Annotated in this window: 12 protein-coding genes; 7 read left to right on the forward strand and 5 right to left on the reverse strand. The window is 63.1% G+C overall.

The genetic code is table 11. From position 1 onward, the window contains the following. Nucleotides 1-4 precede the first annotated feature (4 nt). The 4 genes from ACOABP_RS20025 to ACOABP_RS20040 all read left to right on the forward strand — a co-directional run bounded on the left by ACOABP_RS20025 (nucleotide 5) and on the right by ACOABP_RS20040 (nucleotide 4,151). Nucleotides 5-1,141, forward strand: a complete 1,137-nt coding sequence (locus ACOABP_RS20025) for a TauD/TfdA family dioxygenase (protein WP_474229741.1) — start codon at nucleotides 5-7, stop codon at nucleotides 1,139-1,141. 38 nt (nucleotides 1,142-1,179) lie between these two features. After that, on the forward strand, nucleotides 1,180-2,025 hold the full coding sequence (locus ACOABP_RS20030; RefSeq protein WP_474230462.1) for an isocitrate lyase/PEP mutase family protein: 846 nt from the start codon (nucleotides 1,180-1,182) through the stop codon (nucleotides 2,023-2,025). Then, entirely contained in the window at nucleotides 2,022-3,242 is a 1,221-nt protein-coding gene (locus ACOABP_RS20035; protein WP_474229743.1) for an MFS transporter, read from the forward strand. Before ACOABP_RS20030 ends, ACOABP_RS20035 begins: the two co-directional genes overlap by 4 nt. A gap of 96 nt (nucleotides 3,243-3,338) precedes the next feature. Beyond that, nucleotides 3,339-4,151: a GntR family transcriptional regulator gene (locus ACOABP_RS20040; protein WP_474229744.1), complete on the forward strand. Its 813-nt coding sequence runs from the start codon at nucleotides 3,339-3,341 to the stop codon at nucleotides 4,149-4,151. Between the two features lie 95 nt (nucleotides 4,152-4,246). Here ACOABP_RS20040 and ACOABP_RS20045 read toward each other — a convergent pair whose 3' ends face one another. Further along, the gene (locus tag ACOABP_RS20045) at nucleotides 4,247-6,604 is read right to left on the reverse strand and encodes a YncE family protein (protein WP_474229745.1); all 2,358 of its coding nucleotides are present in this window, start codon (nucleotides 6,602-6,604) and stop codon (nucleotides 4,247-4,249) included. A gap of 368 nt (nucleotides 6,605-6,972) precedes the next feature. Here ACOABP_RS20045 and ACOABP_RS20050 point away from each other — a divergent pair, with 368 nt between their 5' ends. The 3 genes from ACOABP_RS20050 to ACOABP_RS20060 all read left to right on the forward strand — a co-directional run bounded on the left by ACOABP_RS20050 (nucleotide 6,973) and on the right by ACOABP_RS20060 (nucleotide 10,895). After that, nucleotides 6,973-7,560: an RNA polymerase sigma factor gene (locus ACOABP_RS20050; protein WP_474229747.1), complete on the forward strand. Its 588-nt coding sequence runs from the start codon at nucleotides 6,973-6,975 to the stop codon at nucleotides 7,558-7,560. A gap of 43 nt (nucleotides 7,561-7,603) precedes the next feature. Beyond that, nucleotides 7,604-8,410, forward strand: a complete 807-nt coding sequence (locus ACOABP_RS20055) for a FecR family protein (RefSeq protein ID WP_474229748.1) — start codon at nucleotides 7,604-7,606, stop codon at nucleotides 8,408-8,410. Nucleotides 8,411-8,585: 175 nt separating this feature from the next. Beyond that, nucleotides 8,586-10,895: a TonB-dependent siderophore receptor gene (locus tag ACOABP_RS20060; RefSeq protein ID WP_474229750.1), complete on the forward strand. Its 2,310-nt coding sequence runs from the start codon at nucleotides 8,586-8,588 to the stop codon at nucleotides 10,893-10,895. 145 nt (nucleotides 10,896-11,040) lie between these two features. Here the strand turns inward: ACOABP_RS20060 and ACOABP_RS20065 are convergent, their stop codons facing one another. The 4 genes from ACOABP_RS20065 to ACOABP_RS20080 form a co-directional block, all read right to left on the reverse strand. Next, nucleotides 11,041-13,446 carry a TonB-dependent siderophore receptor gene (locus ACOABP_RS20065; protein WP_474229752.1) on the reverse strand — a complete coding sequence of 802 codons (2,406 nt, stop codon included), beginning with the start codon at nucleotides 13,444-13,446 and terminating at the stop codon, nucleotides 11,041-11,043. Between the two features lie 10 nt (nucleotides 13,447-13,456). Further along, nucleotides 13,457-15,691 (reverse strand): TonB-dependent receptor, encoded by a 2,235-nt coding sequence (locus tag ACOABP_RS20070; RefSeq protein ID WP_474229754.1) that lies wholly within the window; start codon nucleotides 15,689-15,691, stop codon nucleotides 13,457-13,459. 114 nt (nucleotides 15,692-15,805) lie between these two features. Continuing rightward, the gene (locus ACOABP_RS20075) at nucleotides 15,806-16,801 is read right to left on the reverse strand and encodes a FecR domain-containing protein (RefSeq protein ID WP_474229756.1); all 996 of its coding nucleotides are present in this window, start codon (nucleotides 16,799-16,801) and stop codon (nucleotides 15,806-15,808) included. A 10-nt stretch (nucleotides 16,802-16,811) separates the two neighbouring features. Further along, on the reverse strand, nucleotides 16,812-17,324 hold the full coding sequence (locus ACOABP_RS20080; RefSeq protein WP_474229758.1) for a sigma-70 family RNA polymerase sigma factor: 513 nt from the start codon (nucleotides 17,322-17,324) through the stop codon (nucleotides 16,812-16,814). Nucleotides 17,325-17,520: the final 196 nt, after the last annotated feature.

Raw genomic sequence — 17,520 nt, forward strand, 5'->3', positions numbered from 1 at the left:
GCATATGAACACGAACACGAACGACATTCCCTCCAGCGATACGATCCGCCCGGTGCCGGGAGGCTGGACACGCGCCGACATGGAACGCGACCAAGGCTGGATTCACGTGCTGGACGCCGATGAAGTCGCGGCGCTCGAACACGCGCTGCGCCATGCGCTGGCTACCGGCAAGAACATGTTCGACATGTCGATCGAGGATTTTCCGCTCGATGCTCGCGTGCGTCGCCGCCTGGTGGCCCTGATCGACGAAACGCAGGGCGGCTTCGGACTCAAGCTGCTGCGCGGCTTCCCGGTCGACCGGTGGGACACCGATGCGCTGCGCAAGCTGTTCTGGGGCATCGGCCTGCTGCTGGGCGTGGCACGCCCGCAAGGCAAGATGAGCCAGTTCGTATCGGATGTGCGCGATGCGGGCGGCACCTACCGCTCCAACACGGGGCGCGGCTACAACACGCGCTCGGGCCTGGACTTCCACGCCGATGGCAGCGACATGGTGGGGCTGTTCTGCGTGCGCACGGCAAAGTCGGGCGGCTCCAGCCTGATCACCAGCTCGATCGCCGCGCACAACGAACTGGTGCGGCTGCGCCCCGACCTGGCCGCCGAGCTGTACAAGCCGCTGATCTTCAGCCGGCAGGGAGAACAGGCGCCCGAGGAAGCGCCGTGGTACGCCGCACCGATCTTCGGGGTGCGCGACGGGCATTTCGCCTGCCGCCACATCCGCAACCACATCAAGGGCGCGCAGGCCAGCTTTCCTGACGTGCCGCGCCTGTCACCGCAACAGACCGAGGCCCTCGACCTGTTCGACGCGCTGCTGGCGCGCGAGGATCTGCGCTACGACATGGACCTGCAGCCGGGCGACATCCAGTTGCTGAACAACCATATCGTGCTGCATTCGCGCACCGAGTACGAGGACCACCCCGAGCCGGAGCGCAAGCGGCATCTGTTCCGCCTGTGGCTGTCGCTGCCGCAGGCGCAACCGCTGCCACTGGGCTGGCTCGATGCCTACAAGGACGTGGACGCCGCGTGCGTGCGCGGCGGATTCCGCGGCATCGGCATCACGCCCGAGATCCGTGCCTTCGAAGCCCGCATGGCAAACGCCCACGGCATGAAACTCCGTATCTATCCCGTCAAGGAAGCCGCCTGATGACCGCCACACCTTCCCAGCCCACCACCCGCCCGTCGATGCGCGAACTGCTCGCGCGCAAGCGCCTGATCGCAGCACCCGGCGTATTCGACATGATCTCGGTGCGCATCGCCACCCGCATGGGATTCGACTGCCTCTACATGACCGGCTACGGCACCGTTGCGTCGTACCTGGGCCTGCCCGACGCTGGGCTTGCCACCTACACCGACATGGTCAACCGCGTGGGCGCATTCTGCTCGGCGGCCACGGTGCCGATGATCTGCGACGGCGATACCGGCTATGGCGGTTTGCTCAATGTCGCGCACACGGTGCGCGGCTACGAGCGCGCGGGTGCCAGCGTGATCCAGCTCGAAGACCAGGAATTCCCGAAGAAATGCGGCCATACACCGGGCCGCCGGGTGATTCCGGTCGAGGACATGGTCAGGAAGATCCAGGTTGCCGTGGAAGCGCGCCAAAGCCGCGACTTCCTGATCCTGGCCCGTACCGACGCCCGCACGACGCTGGGGCTGGACGAAGCGCTGCGCCGTGCCGAAGCCTATGCGAAGGCGGGGGCCGACATCCTCTTCGTCGAATCGCCCGAGTCGGAAAAGGAACTGGAGATCATCGGCCGCACCTTCGACCTGCCGCTGCTGGTCAACGTGGTGGAAACCGGCCGCACCCCGGTACTGCCCGCCGACACGCTGGAACAGATGGGCTTTGCCATCGCCATCTATCCGGCGGTTGGTTTCCTGGCGATGGGCAAGGCGCTGGAGAACGTCTACGGCCATCTCCAGGCGAACCGCACATCGCTGGGCATTGGCGAGCAGCTCTACGACTTCCCGCGCTTCAACACGTTGATGGACTTCGAATCGGTGTGGGCCTTCGACAAGCGTCACGCTTCATGACCGCTGCCCTGCCCGCCGCTGGCCGGCCAGCGCTCATGCTAGCCAGCACGCTGGCCATCCAGATGCTGGCAACGGCCGCCACGCTGTCTTTCGCGGTGCTGGCGCCCGCGATCCCCGGCGTGACGCTGACCAGCGTCGGCTTGTTCCTGTCGCTGGTCTACGTGGGCGGCATGGCCGGCAGCCTGGCCGGCGCCGGAATGGTCGGGGCATGGGGGCCGGTACGCGCGTCGCAGCTTGGCCTGGTGGCCCAGGCGGCGGCACTCGGCATGCTGGCGACCGGCGTGCCGGAGTTGCGGCCGCTGGCCGCGCTTGCCAGCGGCCTGGGCTACGGCCCGATCACGCCCGCCAGTTCGCAGATCCTTGCGCGCACCACTTCGGCCGGGCGCATGGGTTTCGTGTTCTCGCTCAAGCAGACGGGTGTGCCGCTCGGGGGCCTGCTGGCCGGCGCCGTGCTGCCTCCGCTGGCCACCCTTACGTCGTGGCAGGCCGCATTCGGCGCGCTCGCGGCAACAGCGCTCGCCATCGCCATGCTGAGCCAGCCGTTGCGGGCCACACACGACGATGCCGCGTCCGGCGGCTTCGTGCTGGCGGCGAACCTGCGCCAGATGTTCGGCGATGTGCTGGGCGATCGCCGCCTGCGGTCGATGGCCGCGGTCTCGTTGCTGTTCTCGGCCTGCCAGCTCTCGGTGAGCGGCTATCTGATGACGTACCTGACCACCGAGATTGGCATCGGGCTGACGCAGGCCGGCCTGATCTATGCGGTTGCCCAGGGTGCAGGCATTGCCGGGCGCATCGCGTGGGGTCATCTCGCGGACCTGGCACGCGCGCCGCGTGGTGTGCTGATTCTGTTGGCGGTGCTGATGAGCGCGGGCACCGTGGCAACGGGCATGTTCACGGCCCAGTGGACGCTGGTGCCGCTCTGCCTGGTGGCCGCCTTGCTCGGCGCGACAGCGATTGGATGGAATGGCGTCTACCTGGGCGAGGTAGCGCGGCTTGCCCCGCCTGGGCGCGTGGCGTCGGTAACGGGCGGCGCGCTGTTCTGCACCTATTTTGGCGTGGTATCCGGTCCGGCTGCTTTCGGCTATTTCGCGCAGCGCGTGAACAGCCTCGGCGTGGCATACCTGGCGCTGGCGGGCGTGCCCGTGCTGGCGGCCGGACTACTGTTCTGGGGTGGCCGCGCAAGGCCAGCCGCCAGGAAAACCGACTTTGACGGCTGACGGCGATGACACGGCGGCACGACAGCGCTTGCCCGCCACGACTCGTCCCGGCTATGCTCCGTTCCAATACTTCACCTGACGCCAGCACTGCGATTCATGGAACAAGGCGGCACCCTCCCAGACGACTTTACCGACGCGGCCACTAGCGTGCGCGCCGACGCCAGCCCCCGCTATCTCGCCCTGGCCCGTAGCCTGCGGGCGGAAATCGAGTCGGGCAAGTACCCGGTGGGCAGCAAGCTCCCGACCGAGATGGAACTGTGCAAGCAGTTCGGGGCGAGCCGCCACACTGTGCGCGCCGCCATCGAACGGCTGGTCAGGCTTGAACTGATCAAGCGTACGCCGCGCGTGGGCACGGTCGTGACGGCGGCCCGCGCCAAACAAGGCTACGAACTGGCTGTGGGCCAGGTGGGCGACCTGCTCCAGTACGCGGCGACCACGCGCATGCATGTGCTGTCGCGCGACCTGCGCGAAGTGGGCGACGACGCCGACCCCGTACTCCATCCGTATCAGGGTCAGCTCTGGCTTGTAATCCGGGGGGTGCGCACTGGCGAAGGGTCCGATACCCCGATCTGCTACAACGAGGTTTGGGTCCATCCTGACTACCGCGGTGTGCGCGGTGCCGAGCAGGACATCGAGGCCTCGGTGTTTCACCTGATCGAGCAACAGTTCAATGTGTCCGTCTCGCGAATCGAGCAGGTCATTCATGCGGCCGCGCTCCCGCCCGATATTGCCGAACTGCTCAGGATGCCGCCCGGCACTGCCGGGTTGTGGATCAACCGTCAGTATCGCGACGGCAGCGGCAACCTTATCGAGATGGCATGGTCGGTTCATCCGGCCGAGCGGTTTTCGTACCGGATGGTGCTGGACCGGACCTGGCGCAGCGCGCGACAGTCGCAAGCGGACACTTGATCCTCTGCCAGCAGACCGCTCGCCTTGCCGCGCAACCGAAAAAAAGCCCCACGACGGCATTGCGTGGGGCTTTCTGCTTCATGGCGAGAGCCGGCTCAAGCGCACTGGCTCAGTCTGGACTTCGCCTCGCGGTAGAACTGCGCCGACCACTTGTTGATGATATAGGCGCAGACCGATGAGCCCTGAATGCCATCGCATTGGTAGGAGAGAGGCAGCGTGCCATTCTTCGCCTGCTGGATGTTCGAGGTGCCGGGGCCACCGTACGTCTGGTTTGCCGTCTGCTCGGCCTCCGACGCCACGCGCTCGTGTTCGTTGATCGCTTCATCCAGTGCCGAAACGTTGCGGCCCTGTGTCTTCAGCTCCGCAGCCAGGCTTCCCAGATTCTGCGAAAGCAAGGTACTGCGTACGGTAGCCAGGTTGCCGTCCGTGAAGGCCGGCATTTGCGGCGACAGATAGGCAAAGTTACCTGTGCAGGAGCCTGCCTTGCCGCCCGTCTTGAGGGCCATGACACCCCCGGTGGCACCATTGGCCGATGCGAGCTGCACCGCGCCCGTGGCGTCCGGGCCCTTGGCCGTGCTCGTCTGCGGGCGGCGGGCAGGGACCTTCGCCTCCGGAACCGGGATTGTCGTGCCATCCGCCGTTTTGACGGTGGCATTGCGCAGGATCACGAACTCCTCATCGAGCACCCGCAGTTGCCCCTGAACCGTCAGCCTGGCCTGGCCGTCGAGCTTGCGCGCCAGGGCCGGCGCCATCGGCACACCAACGGTGACGCCCTGGTACAGGGCCTCGAAGTACGACCCGTCCGCATGGTAGTCCTTCACGTCCACGTCAATCTGGTAGGGGTAGGACGCCTTGGCCAGACGATTGCGGTAGTCGGCCGCCGTCTCGTATTTATCCTTCTTCAGTGCCTCGACGAACCTGAAGAGCTCCGTGTTGGCAGGTGTCGATTGCAGTCGCCATACCTTGACCGAACGCACATCGCCCTTGTCGTTTCGCCTGGCATCGTCCGTCGTCACCGCTCCGCTATGATGCAGCCAGCCTGGCACCTCTTGCAGCAACTTGCCCGTCTTCATGTCGAAAACCTGCGTGGTTCCGCCGCCTTCATTGGTGAAGTAGTCCGGACCGATCGCCACCGCGTTCGTGCGCTTCAATCGTTTGGCGCCGAGCTTCCCCGAGGCCGTCGTGGTGATGCGCGTGACGACTTGCATCGTCTTCGTGTCGTAGATCGTCATGACGCCATTCGACTTGTCGAACATGGTCACGTAGTCTTCTTCAAGACTGACGATGTCGCCGGCATTCAGGGTCGTCAAGCCGCAGGTCGCCGGATCCACGACGGTTGCCGGCTTCCAGTTGACGATGCGCCCCTTTGTGCCCCACAAGTAGGTGTCCTTCGCGAGCGTGCAGAGCTTCTTGCCGGCACGCATGTCCCAGAGCTCTGTCTCCAGCGATTCGTCGCCCTTGTTGATGTAGGCCGCCGCCAGCCCTCCTGGCAATGCCACCGCGCTGTTGACTTTGCCGTGGTCGCCGCCCATCACGAACGACACTTTCTTGCCGCCGGCAAAGTAGCCAATCTCGCCGGTGGCGTTGTTCAAGGCAACAAATTCGATCTGCTGCGTGTTCGTGGCAACGATATCGCAGCGACTGTAGCCTTGCCCCGCCATATCCACGCGCGACAGTAGCCGGCCATCAAGATCGAACTCCAGCACGGCTTTGCATTCCGACGCCGCTCCTGACTCAGGGTCATACGCTGCCGCCACCATCCGGTTGCCGACCATCTTGACGGCCAGCTTCGCGTCCGGCACGAGGGATTTTCCCGTCAGGTCCATGACGTCGCTCAGATTGCCCGACGTCGAAACGAACTTGTTGCCCAGGATGTGGATGAAGTAGAAGCCTTCTGTCGAGAAATTCGAGCGCAGCACCTGCTCGGCGCCGGTCGCCATGTTTCGTGCGACAAGCTGCCGGCCGTTGTTCACGTAGACGGCCACCGAGCCATCATCCGAAAAGTAGAGCTTCGAAGTCGCGCCACTCACAACGAAGTCCGCTGCCTTGTCGGCGGCCCCCTTGCGGTCGAGGACACGGCGATTCAGAACCGGCAGGCCGGCCCACTCCGGAGGCGGTGCGAGCATTGCCAGTTCGCGCTGGGCGGCCGCGTCACGGGACGCCTGCTCCTGCTGCATTCTCTGCGCCTCCGCGGCCTTCGCCTGGGCTTCGGCTGCCTGCTGGCGCTGGCGCTCCGATTCCTTGCGTGCGTTTTCCTGTTCCTGCTGGCGGCGGCGATTCTCGTTGTCGCGGTCGAACTTTTCCGCCATGGGCCTGAGCGCCTCGAAGCCTCGCTGGAGCGCTGCCCAGTCCGTGGCATTGGCCGGCGACAACACTGCGCTGGCAATCATGGCGGGCGCGACCCACAGCGCCACCCTTGCTCCCGACTTCCGGACCCGATTCTTTTGGTTCATTTCCCTTTTGACCTGTCTTGTTATGCGTATTTCTGCTATTTGCTCGCCGGACTGCCTGGCGAGCGCTCCCCCACGCGGTACGCAAGCGGCACCGCGGTCGCGATCTTATTGTTTGAGGCACAAGCCCGACATCCTCAAAATTGAGGATGCGGACGGCGGCGGGAGTTGGTATCCGAACAGGAGGCGGGACGCGGATCGGGCCGCTCCTTTTCCGGCTCTGGTGCCGATATTGCCGGGTGGAGTTGTCAAAAATGCGACGCGCGACAGAAACTAGCTGCGCTCCGCAACGATAATGCTTATCATTTCGATATTTGCCGCTCCGGTCCTGCCATCCCGCGCTCGTGACTCCAATCCCCGAGAACCAGACCTTGCTGACGACACTGGTCCGTCACTACGAGGACCTTGTCGATCATGTGCGTCGGCGATTCTCAGGCCGCTCGTTCGCGCGGGATGTGGTGCACGACCTGTGCCTGCAACTGCTGGAGCGCCCGAGCCGCACGACTGCCCGACAGCCACTGGCGCTACTCCGCCGGGCTTCGCTCTTTCGCGCCATTGACCGTCAACGTGCGGAGACCGCTCACGCTGGCATGATCTCGGAAGCCGAAGCGCAATACGCCGACGCTGCCCACACGATAGGCCCGCAGGAACAGCTTCTCTGGCGCCAGCAGTTCGAGCGCATTCGCCAGGCCATCGATGCCTTGCCGCCCCGGTGCCAGCAGGTTTTCCTGCTACATCGCCTTCACGACATGCCCCAGGCGGACATTGCCGAGGCATTGGGCATTTCAAGGAATATGGTCGCTCGTCACGTCATGCGCGCGAGGGCAACCCTGCGCCCCGTACTGGATTTCGGCACGGCGAGCGGTCCTGCCCATGATGAGCCACCACCGCAGCGCAAGCTATGCTCCGCGTCATCCGCCACCGCGCCAACTCACTTTGTCGATGAAAAGACGTGTTGACCCGCCCAAATTGCCCGAGGCGCCTGTGACGCCTGGCGATCCGTTGGCCTCGTTCAAGGACGCGCTCAGCGGGCATTACCCGAGCAAGGATGCCTTGCTCAAGCAGGCGCGCGCCGAAGTTCAGCGTCGGCGCCGGCGTGCCGCGGGAACCACGGCGGCCGCCGTATGCGCATTGACTGCCGCGTTGTGGACATTGGATCCGGCATGGCAATCGACACAGATTGCAACCCGCGTCGGGGAAAGAACGACCTGGACCCTCCGCGACGGCTCGACCATACAACTCAATACCAATTCGGTTGCGGTGGTCGAGACCCACCTGCGCAGCAAGCGCATTCTGCTGGAACAGGGAGAGGCGCGCTTTACCGTATCCCACGGGTGGCGCAAGTTCATCGTGCAAGCCGGCAACACCACCATCCTGGACATCGGCACAGTATTCAACGTTCGCCGCCGCCCGGATGACCCGGCCCGCGCCGTGGACGTTTCCGTACTGGATGGGGAGGTGGCCGTATCCACCACCAGCGCTCCCCGAGCCGTAACGCTGCTGGCAGGCCGGGCCGTCGAGGTCGACGCCGATGGCACCATCGCCGAGCGCACCACGCACCGCGACAATACGGCGTGGGTCGAGGGCCGCATCGTCCTGGACGGCACGCCGTTGCGGCAGCTTGTTACCGAGCTTCAACGCTACAGAACTGCCCCGATACGGATACGCGACGAAGACGTTGGCGCGCTCCGGCTGTCGGGTGACTTCGACATCAGCAGACTCGAGCCCTTTATCGACTCCCTGCCAGCCATCCTGCCAGTCGCGGCAACGCGACTTTCCGATGGGACTGTCACCATCTCGAAGCGATAGCAGATTTTTTGTAACAGACATCAACACATCCGCGACGACATACGCCAACCCCTGAGCAACCCAATCGGGTGCTTCCAATAACAAGCAATCAGGGGAAATCGTGATCTCAGGTATTTTCAGCGCCCGGGGAGCCGGGCTTGGCGCTTGCGCACCAAGGCTGGTAGCAGCGGCGTCCATGGCGATCGTCTCAACCCATGCTGTCGCGCAACGCCAGGCCTACGACATCAATATTCCTGCGCAACCACTGGATCAGGCGCTCCGCGCACTGGGGCGTCAATCCGGGGCAAACATCGTCTTTGCGACGGACGTGGCAAAGCAACGTCAGGCTCCGGCGGTGAACGGCAAGCTCTCCGTACCGGATGCACTAGACAAGTTGCTGGTTGGCAGCGGCATGGCTGCGCGCAATATGGGCGGGCAGTCGTATGCCATTGGGGCCCCGGAAATAGCCGCCGCGCCAGCGTCCGCCCCGGAGAATTCCGGGACGACTCTCCCGACCGTTGAAGTACAGGGCAGCCGCCCGGCACTATTCGCCAGCCCCGGCATCAATATGGGCGCGCTTGGCGAGCGGCAGCCAGAAGAGGTACCGTTCTCCGTTCAGTCCTACAACGCGGAGTTGATGAACAGCCAGGACGCCCGGACCCTGATGGACGTCCTCAAGAACGATCCGTCGATTCAGGACGCGACCCAGGCTGGTGCCTACGAGACGGTGCGGATTCGCGGCTTCTTCGTGGACTGGACCAACACGATTCGGCGCGACGGCATGTCGGTCGCTCCATACTATGAAATTCCGCTCGAGAACATCGAGCAAATCGACGTACTGAAAGGCCCGTCCGGCTTCCTCTACGGCATCAACTCGCCGGGCGGCACCATCAACTACGTCATCAAGCGTCCGACACGCGACCGGTTTGCCAGCGTCAAAACTGGTATCCGCGATCACGATGGCTACTACGCCAGCGCCGACATCGGCGGCCCGCTGGGCGACGGTCGCTTCGGTTACCGGCTCAATATCGCTGGCGAAAAGCTTGGCGACTTCGGGCACAACGGCGATACCTCGCGGACCTTCATTGCGGGCGCGTTCGACTGGGCCATCACCCCCCAGGCGCTGCTGCAGTTGAATTTCGATTTTCAGAACCGCAAGATCGCCGCTCAGCCGGCCATTGGTCCCTACGCCGATGGGACACTGCCATCGCCGGTCAATCCTCGCATTCTGCTTGGTCAGCCCTGGTTGCAGTACGAAACCAGGACCTACAATATTGGCGCCGATTTCAACTACCGGTTCAACGAAGACTGGAAGGTCACCAGCCGCGTAGCCCAGTCCTATAACGCCCGGGTCGCGGCGTTTCCGGACATCTACAACGTTGCCAGGAACGGAGACATCCTTTCCGGCGACATCTACCTGAATCCGGACCAGAATTTCCGGGTCCTTTCCACCGACACCTACGTTACCGGCAAGTTCAAGACCGGACCGATTGCCCACCAGCTCGTTGCAGGCTTTTCGACGCGGAACTTCGAGGCGGTGGAATCGGGCTTCACGGTCCTTGACACGACGGTCGGCAATATCTATCAGCCTGTGTACTCGCCGGCGCCGGGGAATCTCACGTTTCCGAAACACAATATTTCCAGGAACTACCAGCCCAGCGTGTTTGTCAGCGACGTGATCTCTCTCACGCCGAAGTGGGATGTGCTGCTCGGCCTGCGCCATATCCGCTACAAGAACGACAGCTTCCCGGCATCCGGCAACAATACGACGCAGGAAGCAAGCGTCAATGCGCCATCCTTCGCGCTTACCTTCAAACCCTTGCCGAGCCTGTCGACCTATGTCAGCTACGCCGAAGGCTTCGAACAGCCCGGGCCGGCAGGATACGACACCAATAATGCGGGAGAGAACCTTGCACCGCTCAAGACGAAGCAATACGAGTTTGGCGTCAAATCCCGCGTCACTGACAACCTTCTGCTGACCGGGGCCATCTTCCGTCTCGAGAAGACCCTGCAATACGTCAACGCCGACCACTTTACGGTTCAGGGTGGCGTACAGCGCCACCAGGGGGTGGAACTGACGGCAAACGGAAGAATTGGCAGCGCATTGTCGATTGTGAGCGGACTCGCCTTCCTTCATACCGAAGCCGACAACCCCGGCGATCCGACCGTGGCTGGCAAGCGCATCGCCGATGTGCCGAACTTCCAGGCGAGCACGTATCTGGACTACCGAATCGCTGCCTTGCCCGGCCTGAGCGTGAATGGCGGGGTGTACTACGTCGGCCGCCGCGCCCTGAACGCCCAGAACACCAGCTGGATGGCTGGCTACACGCGGTTCGACGCCGGTGCTCGCTACACGACGAGACTCGCCAGCTACCGCACGACGTTTGCCCTGACTATCCAGAACCTGACGGACAAGCGGTATTGGGCTGCGGGCGACCCAAGCATCAATGGTGCATGGCCTGGCCGGCCGCGTACGGTCTGGCTGTCGGCACAGTTCGACATGTAGTCATTGCTCATCCGCAAGCGAAGCACGAGCATTGCAGGGCATGAGCGTCGCCGCAACCAGGTTCGCCTCATGCGCTGCGCATTCGACGCAGCACCGTAGCGCAGGCGCGCTTCCGAGGCGCCCTACCCTGCGGCGTGGAGAAACCTCAGAAGCCGACGAATACCGATGCCAGCACTGTGCGTGGGTCAGCCTGAGCCAGCCCGCCATAAGCGTCGACCGCCACCCACCCCGGCCGATTCAGTACGTTTCGGATGGCAAGACGCACGGTCGTGGGGTATTGACCGCCATTCAGGCGATAGCGCACTCCAATGTCCCAACGGGTCCAGGAGGGGATTCGTTGCGTGTTGGCCGAATCCACGTATTGCGGCCCCGTGTACACCAGGCTGCTGGACAGCGTCAGCCCGGCGATCCCATGCACGTCCCACTCCCCTCCCAGATTGGCTTGCCAGGACGGCACGCCAATGGGCGTCTTGCCGGACAACTCGGCGCTTTCCGAAATCCTGGCATCGAGCCACATCGCACTTGCGCTTACCCGTATGCCAGGGACAATCTCGTCGCGCAACCCGAATTCCAGGCCGCGATTGCGCTGTTCGCCATCGGCGGTAAAGCGCCCCCCGGCCATCACCCCACTGACCTTGCTGATCTGGAAAGCACTCAGGCTGGCAGCCGTGGTGCCTTGTGCGAGCTTGACACCGACCTCATACTGGGTCGAGCGATACGGGGCGAGCACTTCGCCTGCATTGGTGGCGCTGGTCGGAGCCGTTTCCCCCTTGCTCAATCCTTCGACCCGATTTGCGTAGAGCGAGACCCGCTGGCCTGGCCGCCACACGATCCCGAGCATGGGCGATACGGCGGCCTTGTCGTAGTGAGCGACAACGGTCCCTTCCGGGTCAAAGTTATCGGAACGAATCCGCTGATATCGCAGACCCGCCGTGAACCGCAAGGCGTCTTCCATCATGGTCACAGCGTCCACGAGCGACATTCCCGACAGATAGGTCGCGGAGACCTTTGGTACGCTGGCAGGCTCGGGGATCCATTGGGGCGGCAATTCCACGGGGTTGTAAAGGTTGGTGATGGACGTCAGCGAGGAGTTCACCAGCCCTCGATTCAGTTGGTCTTTATAGCCGCTCACAGACAACGAGAGCCGGTGATTCACTGGCCCGGTTCCAAAATTCCACCGGGCACCAGCTTCCGCGCTCGATCGCGCGACTTCGAACCGGTAGTTGGTATCGAATACCGAGACGTCTCCGGCTTCATTGATGATCGTGGGCGTGATGGCAAACACACGCGCCACGCGTGTACGGCCACCGCCAGCGTGGACGAACAACTGCGTACGCGCGTCAATGTCGTATGCCACACGCGCAAGCAGCGAACCGTCGTTGATTCTGGAAGACTCCCAGGGCTGGGAAATGTTTCGATGCCCATCAGGGGCTTCCGGCACGGCTATGCCAGGAACAATATGAACCAGCCGAAATGGCGCCGATATCGTCTCGTGCTGGCCGGCAATGTCCAGGCTTGCCTGAAGACGCCTGCCCCGATAGTCCAGCGATACGGCACCCGAACCGGCGTTGCGATGCTGATTGTCCAGGCCGGTGTCCCCTGCCCGATACCCCCCATTGAATCGCACCCCGAATGCGCGATCGCTGCCGAATCGCCGGCTCACATCCAAAGACGTGCCAAGCTGCGCCGCAGAGCCGTAGTCCGCACCGATTTCGGTGACGTCATCGGCGCCTGCACGCTTCGGCACGATATTGATGGCGCCGCCAATACTGCCCCCCGGCGACATGCCATACAGCAGCGTGGTCGGGCCCTTGACAAGCTCGATTCTCTCGACGTACCCCGTCGCAACCCGATAGTTCGAGGCAATGCCATAGACACCGTCGAACGCGATTTCGCCAAAGTTTCCGTTGCTATACGGGAATCCGCGAATCGTGAAGGCGTCGAGAATGCCGCCAGGCTTGCTGACAGACCGCACCGACGCGTCGCTCTCGACGACCTCCGCGACGCTGTACGCCTGGCTGTCCTTGATGGCGTGCGAATCGAAGCGCCTCGTACTTGCCGGGGCGTCCATGGCATCCATTCGTCCCAGAATGCCGAGGTTCGTGGACCCAAACGGGCTTTCCGTGCCGGTGGCGCCAGGATGGCGACCGGCGCTACCGGTAACCGTCACCATAGGCAGTGTCGGCGGCACCTCCGCACGATCCCCCGCTTGCGAACGATGGCGGATGAGATAGCCACCGTCACGCAGATCCACCACCTGGTAATCAGTGCCATCCAGCAGCTTGCGAATGCCATCCAGGGCCGAATAGCGCCCCGTCAATCCGGCGCTTTGATGCCTCCGCAGCGCATCGGCCTCGAAGACCAGGTCAATCCTCGACGCCGTCGCAAACTGTATGAGTACGTTGTCCAGCGGCCCCGCCGGAATCGAATACTGGCGAATCTCCACCGCCGCCCCGTGAGGTTGGGCGGCGGCGGGGCAATCCTGAACGCCCATGGCAATGACCATCGCGGCAACGATCCCTGTCAAGACCCGGCGATGGCTCATCAGCATGGATCCCGCATCAGAAATCGACCGTCACGGAGCCAAGGAAGGTCCGCGGCGCTCCCTGCGAAATCGTGCTGTACGACGCGACGCCACCCCAGTAGTTCTTGTCGAAGGCGTTGATCACCGTGGCGCGGAACGTGGTGGCCTTGCCGGCTACCCTGGTCCGATATCGGGCGCCGAAATCAAATGTGGTCCAGGACGGCACCGACTGCGTGTTGGCCTGGTTGACGTAGATGCGATCCGTGTAGTTGACCGCGCCGGTCAGGGTCAGGCCCTGAAGCCACGGCAGGTCCCACTCTGCGCCAAGGTTGGCCATGATGCTGGGCACACCAACCGGCCGATTTCCCTGGGTCGCTGCACTGTTGGTCTTCGTCAGCTTGCCATCGATCCAGGTCAAGCCACCCAGAAGGCGAACACGACGGACGACCTCCCCGGACACCGTCAGCTCCAGCCCCTGGTTGCGTTGCTCGCTGTCGATGGCGTAGACCGTACCGTATAGCTGACCGCTCGGCTTGGTCATGCGGAACGCCGCAAGCGTTGCCATCACAGAACCGGCATCGACCTTGACGCCCACTTCCTGTTGCTTCGTCTTGTACGGCGAGAAGACCTGGCCGGCATTGGAAGCGGTGGCCGGCGCGATATCTCCCTTGCTCAACCCTTCAACGTAGTTGGCATAGAAGGAAACGTTGCGCCATGGCTTGAATACGATCCCCGCCAGGGGCGTGACTGCGCTTTCATCGTACGACGATGACTTCGCGCCAGTCGCGGTGTTGTAGTTGTTCGACTCGACCTGCTGGTAGCGCAGACCCAGAGTCAGCGCCACGCGGTCATCCAGGGCGCTCAGGGTGTCGACAAGTGCGGCGCCCGACAGCGTCGAGTCCGAGACCTTTGGCACGTACTTCGGCGGCGCAATCGACTGCTCTGGTCGCACGACCGGATTGTAGATATTCGACTGGACGGGTGTGCCCGAGACATTTGCGTTGGCGAAACGGTCCGAGTAGAAGTTGCCTTGCAGCGCAAGCGTGTGCCTGACCGGACCAGTATCGAATTTCGCGCGTACGCCCGTGTCGAACGACATCCGGTTCACCTGAAACTTCCAGTTCTGCACGGCGGTCGTCGTATCGCCAGCCGCGTTCAGGATGGTCGGCGTCTGGTCGGAAAGACGCGCAACATCCGAGCGCGTCCCGCCTGCGTCGGCATACACGGTGACGTTGTCGGCAACGTCATACTCGACGTGGAACAGCGTCGATACATCATTGGACTTCCACCAGCCCCACGGCTGGGTGATATTGCGCCTGCCGTCAGGCGCCGTTGGCACGTTGATACCCGCCGCAACCAGGAACGGTCGTGTCGGAGCATCGATCCACTGGTACTGCTCGATCAGGTCGAGCGACGCCCGCAGACGGTCACCGCGATAGTCCAGCGAGACGGCCGCCACTTCACTGCGCGACGTCTGATTGTCCAGCGGCGTTCCGCCCTGTCGGTGCAGGCCGTTGAAACGCACGCCCCACTCCTTGTCCTTGCCCCAACGGCGGCTCAGGTCCACGCTGCCGCCGACCTGTGCATCCGAGCCGTAGTCGAGGGTGAAGCGCGTCAGGTCGGTGTTGCCGGCCCGCTTGGGCACAACGTTCACCACACCGCCTACGCCACTATTCGGAGACATGCCGTAGAGCAGCGCAGCCGGCCCCTTGAGGACTTCCACCCGCTCGATGTATTCCGGAAACAGGTGGTAGTTCGGCGAGACTCCGTACACACCATCGAATGCGATTTCGGACAGGTTCCCTTCGTTGATCGGAAAGCCGCGAATCATGAACGAATCGGTGACGCCGCCAGTCTGGCCGGTAAACCGGATCGACGGGTCGGCATTCAGCACATCTGCCAACGTCACCGCCTGTTGGTCTTCGATTCGCTGGGCGGTGTAGCTGCTCGTGGAGAACGGGGAATCCATGTTGCCGCGGTTCCCGAGCATCCCCAGGCGGCCTCCGCGCGCGGTCTGACCGCCCGCGTAAGCCGCAGGAAGGTCGGTCGCGTCATTCCCGGCTGCTGCGCTTACCGTGACAGCAGGCAGCGTTGTCTCCGAAGCCGACTCCGGGGAAGTCTGCGCGGCGGCATTGAATGACATGGCTCCAGAGCCTACAGCCAGGCACAACATGGCTTGATATAGCGAAGCAGTGACAGGCTTGAGCGGCAAGCGGCATGCAGTACTGAGGCTGACATGGGATAACGGACGACGGGATTGCAGTTGCGGCATGGTTCTCAAAAGGTCCAAGGCAGGTTGAAGGGTGTTCCTACAATCCAGGCCGGACAGCCACGCCAGATCCCCTCACTTCATATGGGATAAATTTGTAACAAGACCATTGCGCCCCTAACCCTTCGGTACGACCCTGATCCAGTAGGGACTGAAATACGAGATACGGATCGGCAAGACCTTCTCCAGGAAACGCAACGTGCGATCCGTGTCATCGATTCTGTATGCGCCGGAGACGGTCAGATTGGCGATGGCAGGATCGCAATCGATGCGCCCGCGCCGATATCGGCCGAGCTCCGCGAGGACGTCGCCCAGCCGCATATGGGTGCCTGACAACAGCCCATCCGCCCAACTATCCGGGGACAATGCCGTATCAACGTCCTGGAGGACGGCCTTCCGAGACATCGACCACGTAGTACCCACCTTGGCGATGGACTGGCTATCGCCGCTACCCGGGTTCATTGCCACAGCGCCTTCCTGGACGCTGACTTGCGCGAAGTCGTCACCGAGCCGAACTGTGAAGCGCGTGCCGAGAGCCCGCATCGTCCCGAATGACGTACGTACCGTGAAAGGCCGCTGAATAGCACGCCGCACAAACGGGTCGTCGTGACCAGTTGTCACGAGAATTTCCCCGCGGTGGAGGATAAGATCGCGGCGCCCTGCGTCAAACCGAATATCGACGGCCGAATCGGTATTGAGCACGACAACCGTGCCGTCATCCAGCTGGAGCCTGCGCTGCTCGCCCACCGACGTGCTGACCTCCGCGAGCCAACGCTGCCAGGGCGCATAGCGGTAGCCCGTCGAAAGCCCCAGCACCGACACGCCTCCCCACGCCAGGACCTTGAGCGCTTGCCGACGCCCGGCCTGCCGCCGCCCGCGGATGGCTTCTGCAGTACGCAGGGTTTCCAGCGCAAGCGGCACGGGTACTTTCGGAAATCCGTCACGTAGCGACTGAACGCGCTGCCAGGCGAGCTGGTGCCGTGGATCCGCGCGTTCCCAGACCAGAAACCGTCGACGCGTCTCTTCGGTCGGCTCGTTGAAAAGCAAACGACCGGCCCAGTTAACGGCCTCGTCGACAATCTCGGACGGCAAGTCGTCGCGCAATGCAGACATATCGACCGGCTTACTCGCTACCGAACCGCAGTTCGTAGCATCGCCGCAATGCCTGGCCGATGTACCGCTCGACGGTGGCCAATGACATGCCGATGCGTTCGGCAATCTGGGGGCAGGTCAGCCCGTCTAGCTGGGCCAGCAGGAAGGCCGTTCGGACCCGCGGCTTCAACGTATCGAGCATGCGGTCGATTTCCATCAGGGCCTGCAGGAAATGCAGACGGCTCTCGGGGGAAGGGGCAAGCGCCTCAGGCAACTGGGCCAGCGTTTCCAGCCACGCCTGCTCCAGTTCCCGCCGCCGCCAGAAATCGATGACCAGTCCGTTGGCGATGGTGCCCAGGTACGTTCGGGGCTCGCGAATCTCCACAACTTTCCGATGAAGCAGGCGAACGAATACATCCTGCGCCAAGTCGGCGGCATCGTAAGCATTGCCGATTTTGCGCAGCAGCCAGCCTTGCAGCCATGCGTGATGATGGCTGTACAAGGCATCGACGTGCGAATGGGTTCCCGGGTCGCTTGCCGTCATGTAGCAGCAACCACGACCCAATGGCGATTCGGAACCAGGGATTTGTAGCAGGCAATCGCCATTTCAGATATCAAAGCGGCTAGCGATACTGAGCACAAGATTGAACTGTGCAGATATCGCTACTTCAATCAACAACCCGCAAATCTAATTGATTCTCACTTACAGCGAAAGCCCGGGCGATGCGAATGCGCAACAT

It is taken from the genome of Cupriavidus sp. HE11 (assembly GCF_056097175.1).

What these genes read in the sequence shown, in the direction of transcription:
- ACOABP_RS20060 (WP_474229750.1), top strand. Translation starts at nt 8,586, where the DNA reads ATGGCGATCGTCTCAACCCATGCTGTCGCGCAACGCCAGGCCTACGAC.
- ACOABP_RS20075 (WP_474229756.1), bottom strand. Translation starts at nt 16,801, where the DNA reads ATGTCTGCATTGCGCGACGACTTGCCGTCCGAGATTGTCGACGAGGCC.
- ACOABP_RS20030 (WP_474230462.1), top strand. Translation starts at nt 1,180, where the DNA reads ATGCGCGAACTGCTCGCGCGCAAGCGCCTGATCGCAGCACCCGGCGTA.
- ACOABP_RS20035 (WP_474229743.1), top strand. Translation starts at nt 2,022, where the DNA reads ATGACCGCTGCCCTGCCCGCCGCTGGCCGGCCAGCGCTCATGCTAGCC.
- ACOABP_RS20045 (WP_474229745.1), bottom strand. Translation starts at nt 6,604, where the DNA reads ATGAACCAAAAGAATCGGGTCCGGAAGTCGGGAGCAAGGGTGGCGCTG.
- ACOABP_RS20070 (WP_474229754.1), bottom strand. Translation starts at nt 15,691, where the DNA reads ATGCCGCAACTGCAATCCCGTCGTCCGTTATCCCATGTCAGCCTCAGT.
- ACOABP_RS20065 (WP_474229752.1), bottom strand. Translation starts at nt 13,446, where the DNA reads ATGCTGATGAGCCATCGCCGGGTCTTGACAGGGATCGTTGCCGCGATG.
- ACOABP_RS20040 (WP_474229744.1), top strand. Translation starts at nt 3,339, where the DNA reads ATGGAACAAGGCGGCACCCTCCCAGACGACTTTACCGACGCGGCCACT.
- ACOABP_RS20025 (WP_474229741.1), top strand. Translation starts at nt 5, where the DNA reads ATGAACACGAACACGAACGACATTCCCTCCAGCGATACGATCCGCCCG.
- ACOABP_RS20080 (WP_474229758.1), bottom strand. Translation starts at nt 17,324, where the DNA reads ATGACGGCAAGCGACCCGGGAACCCATTCGCACGTCGATGCCTTGTAC.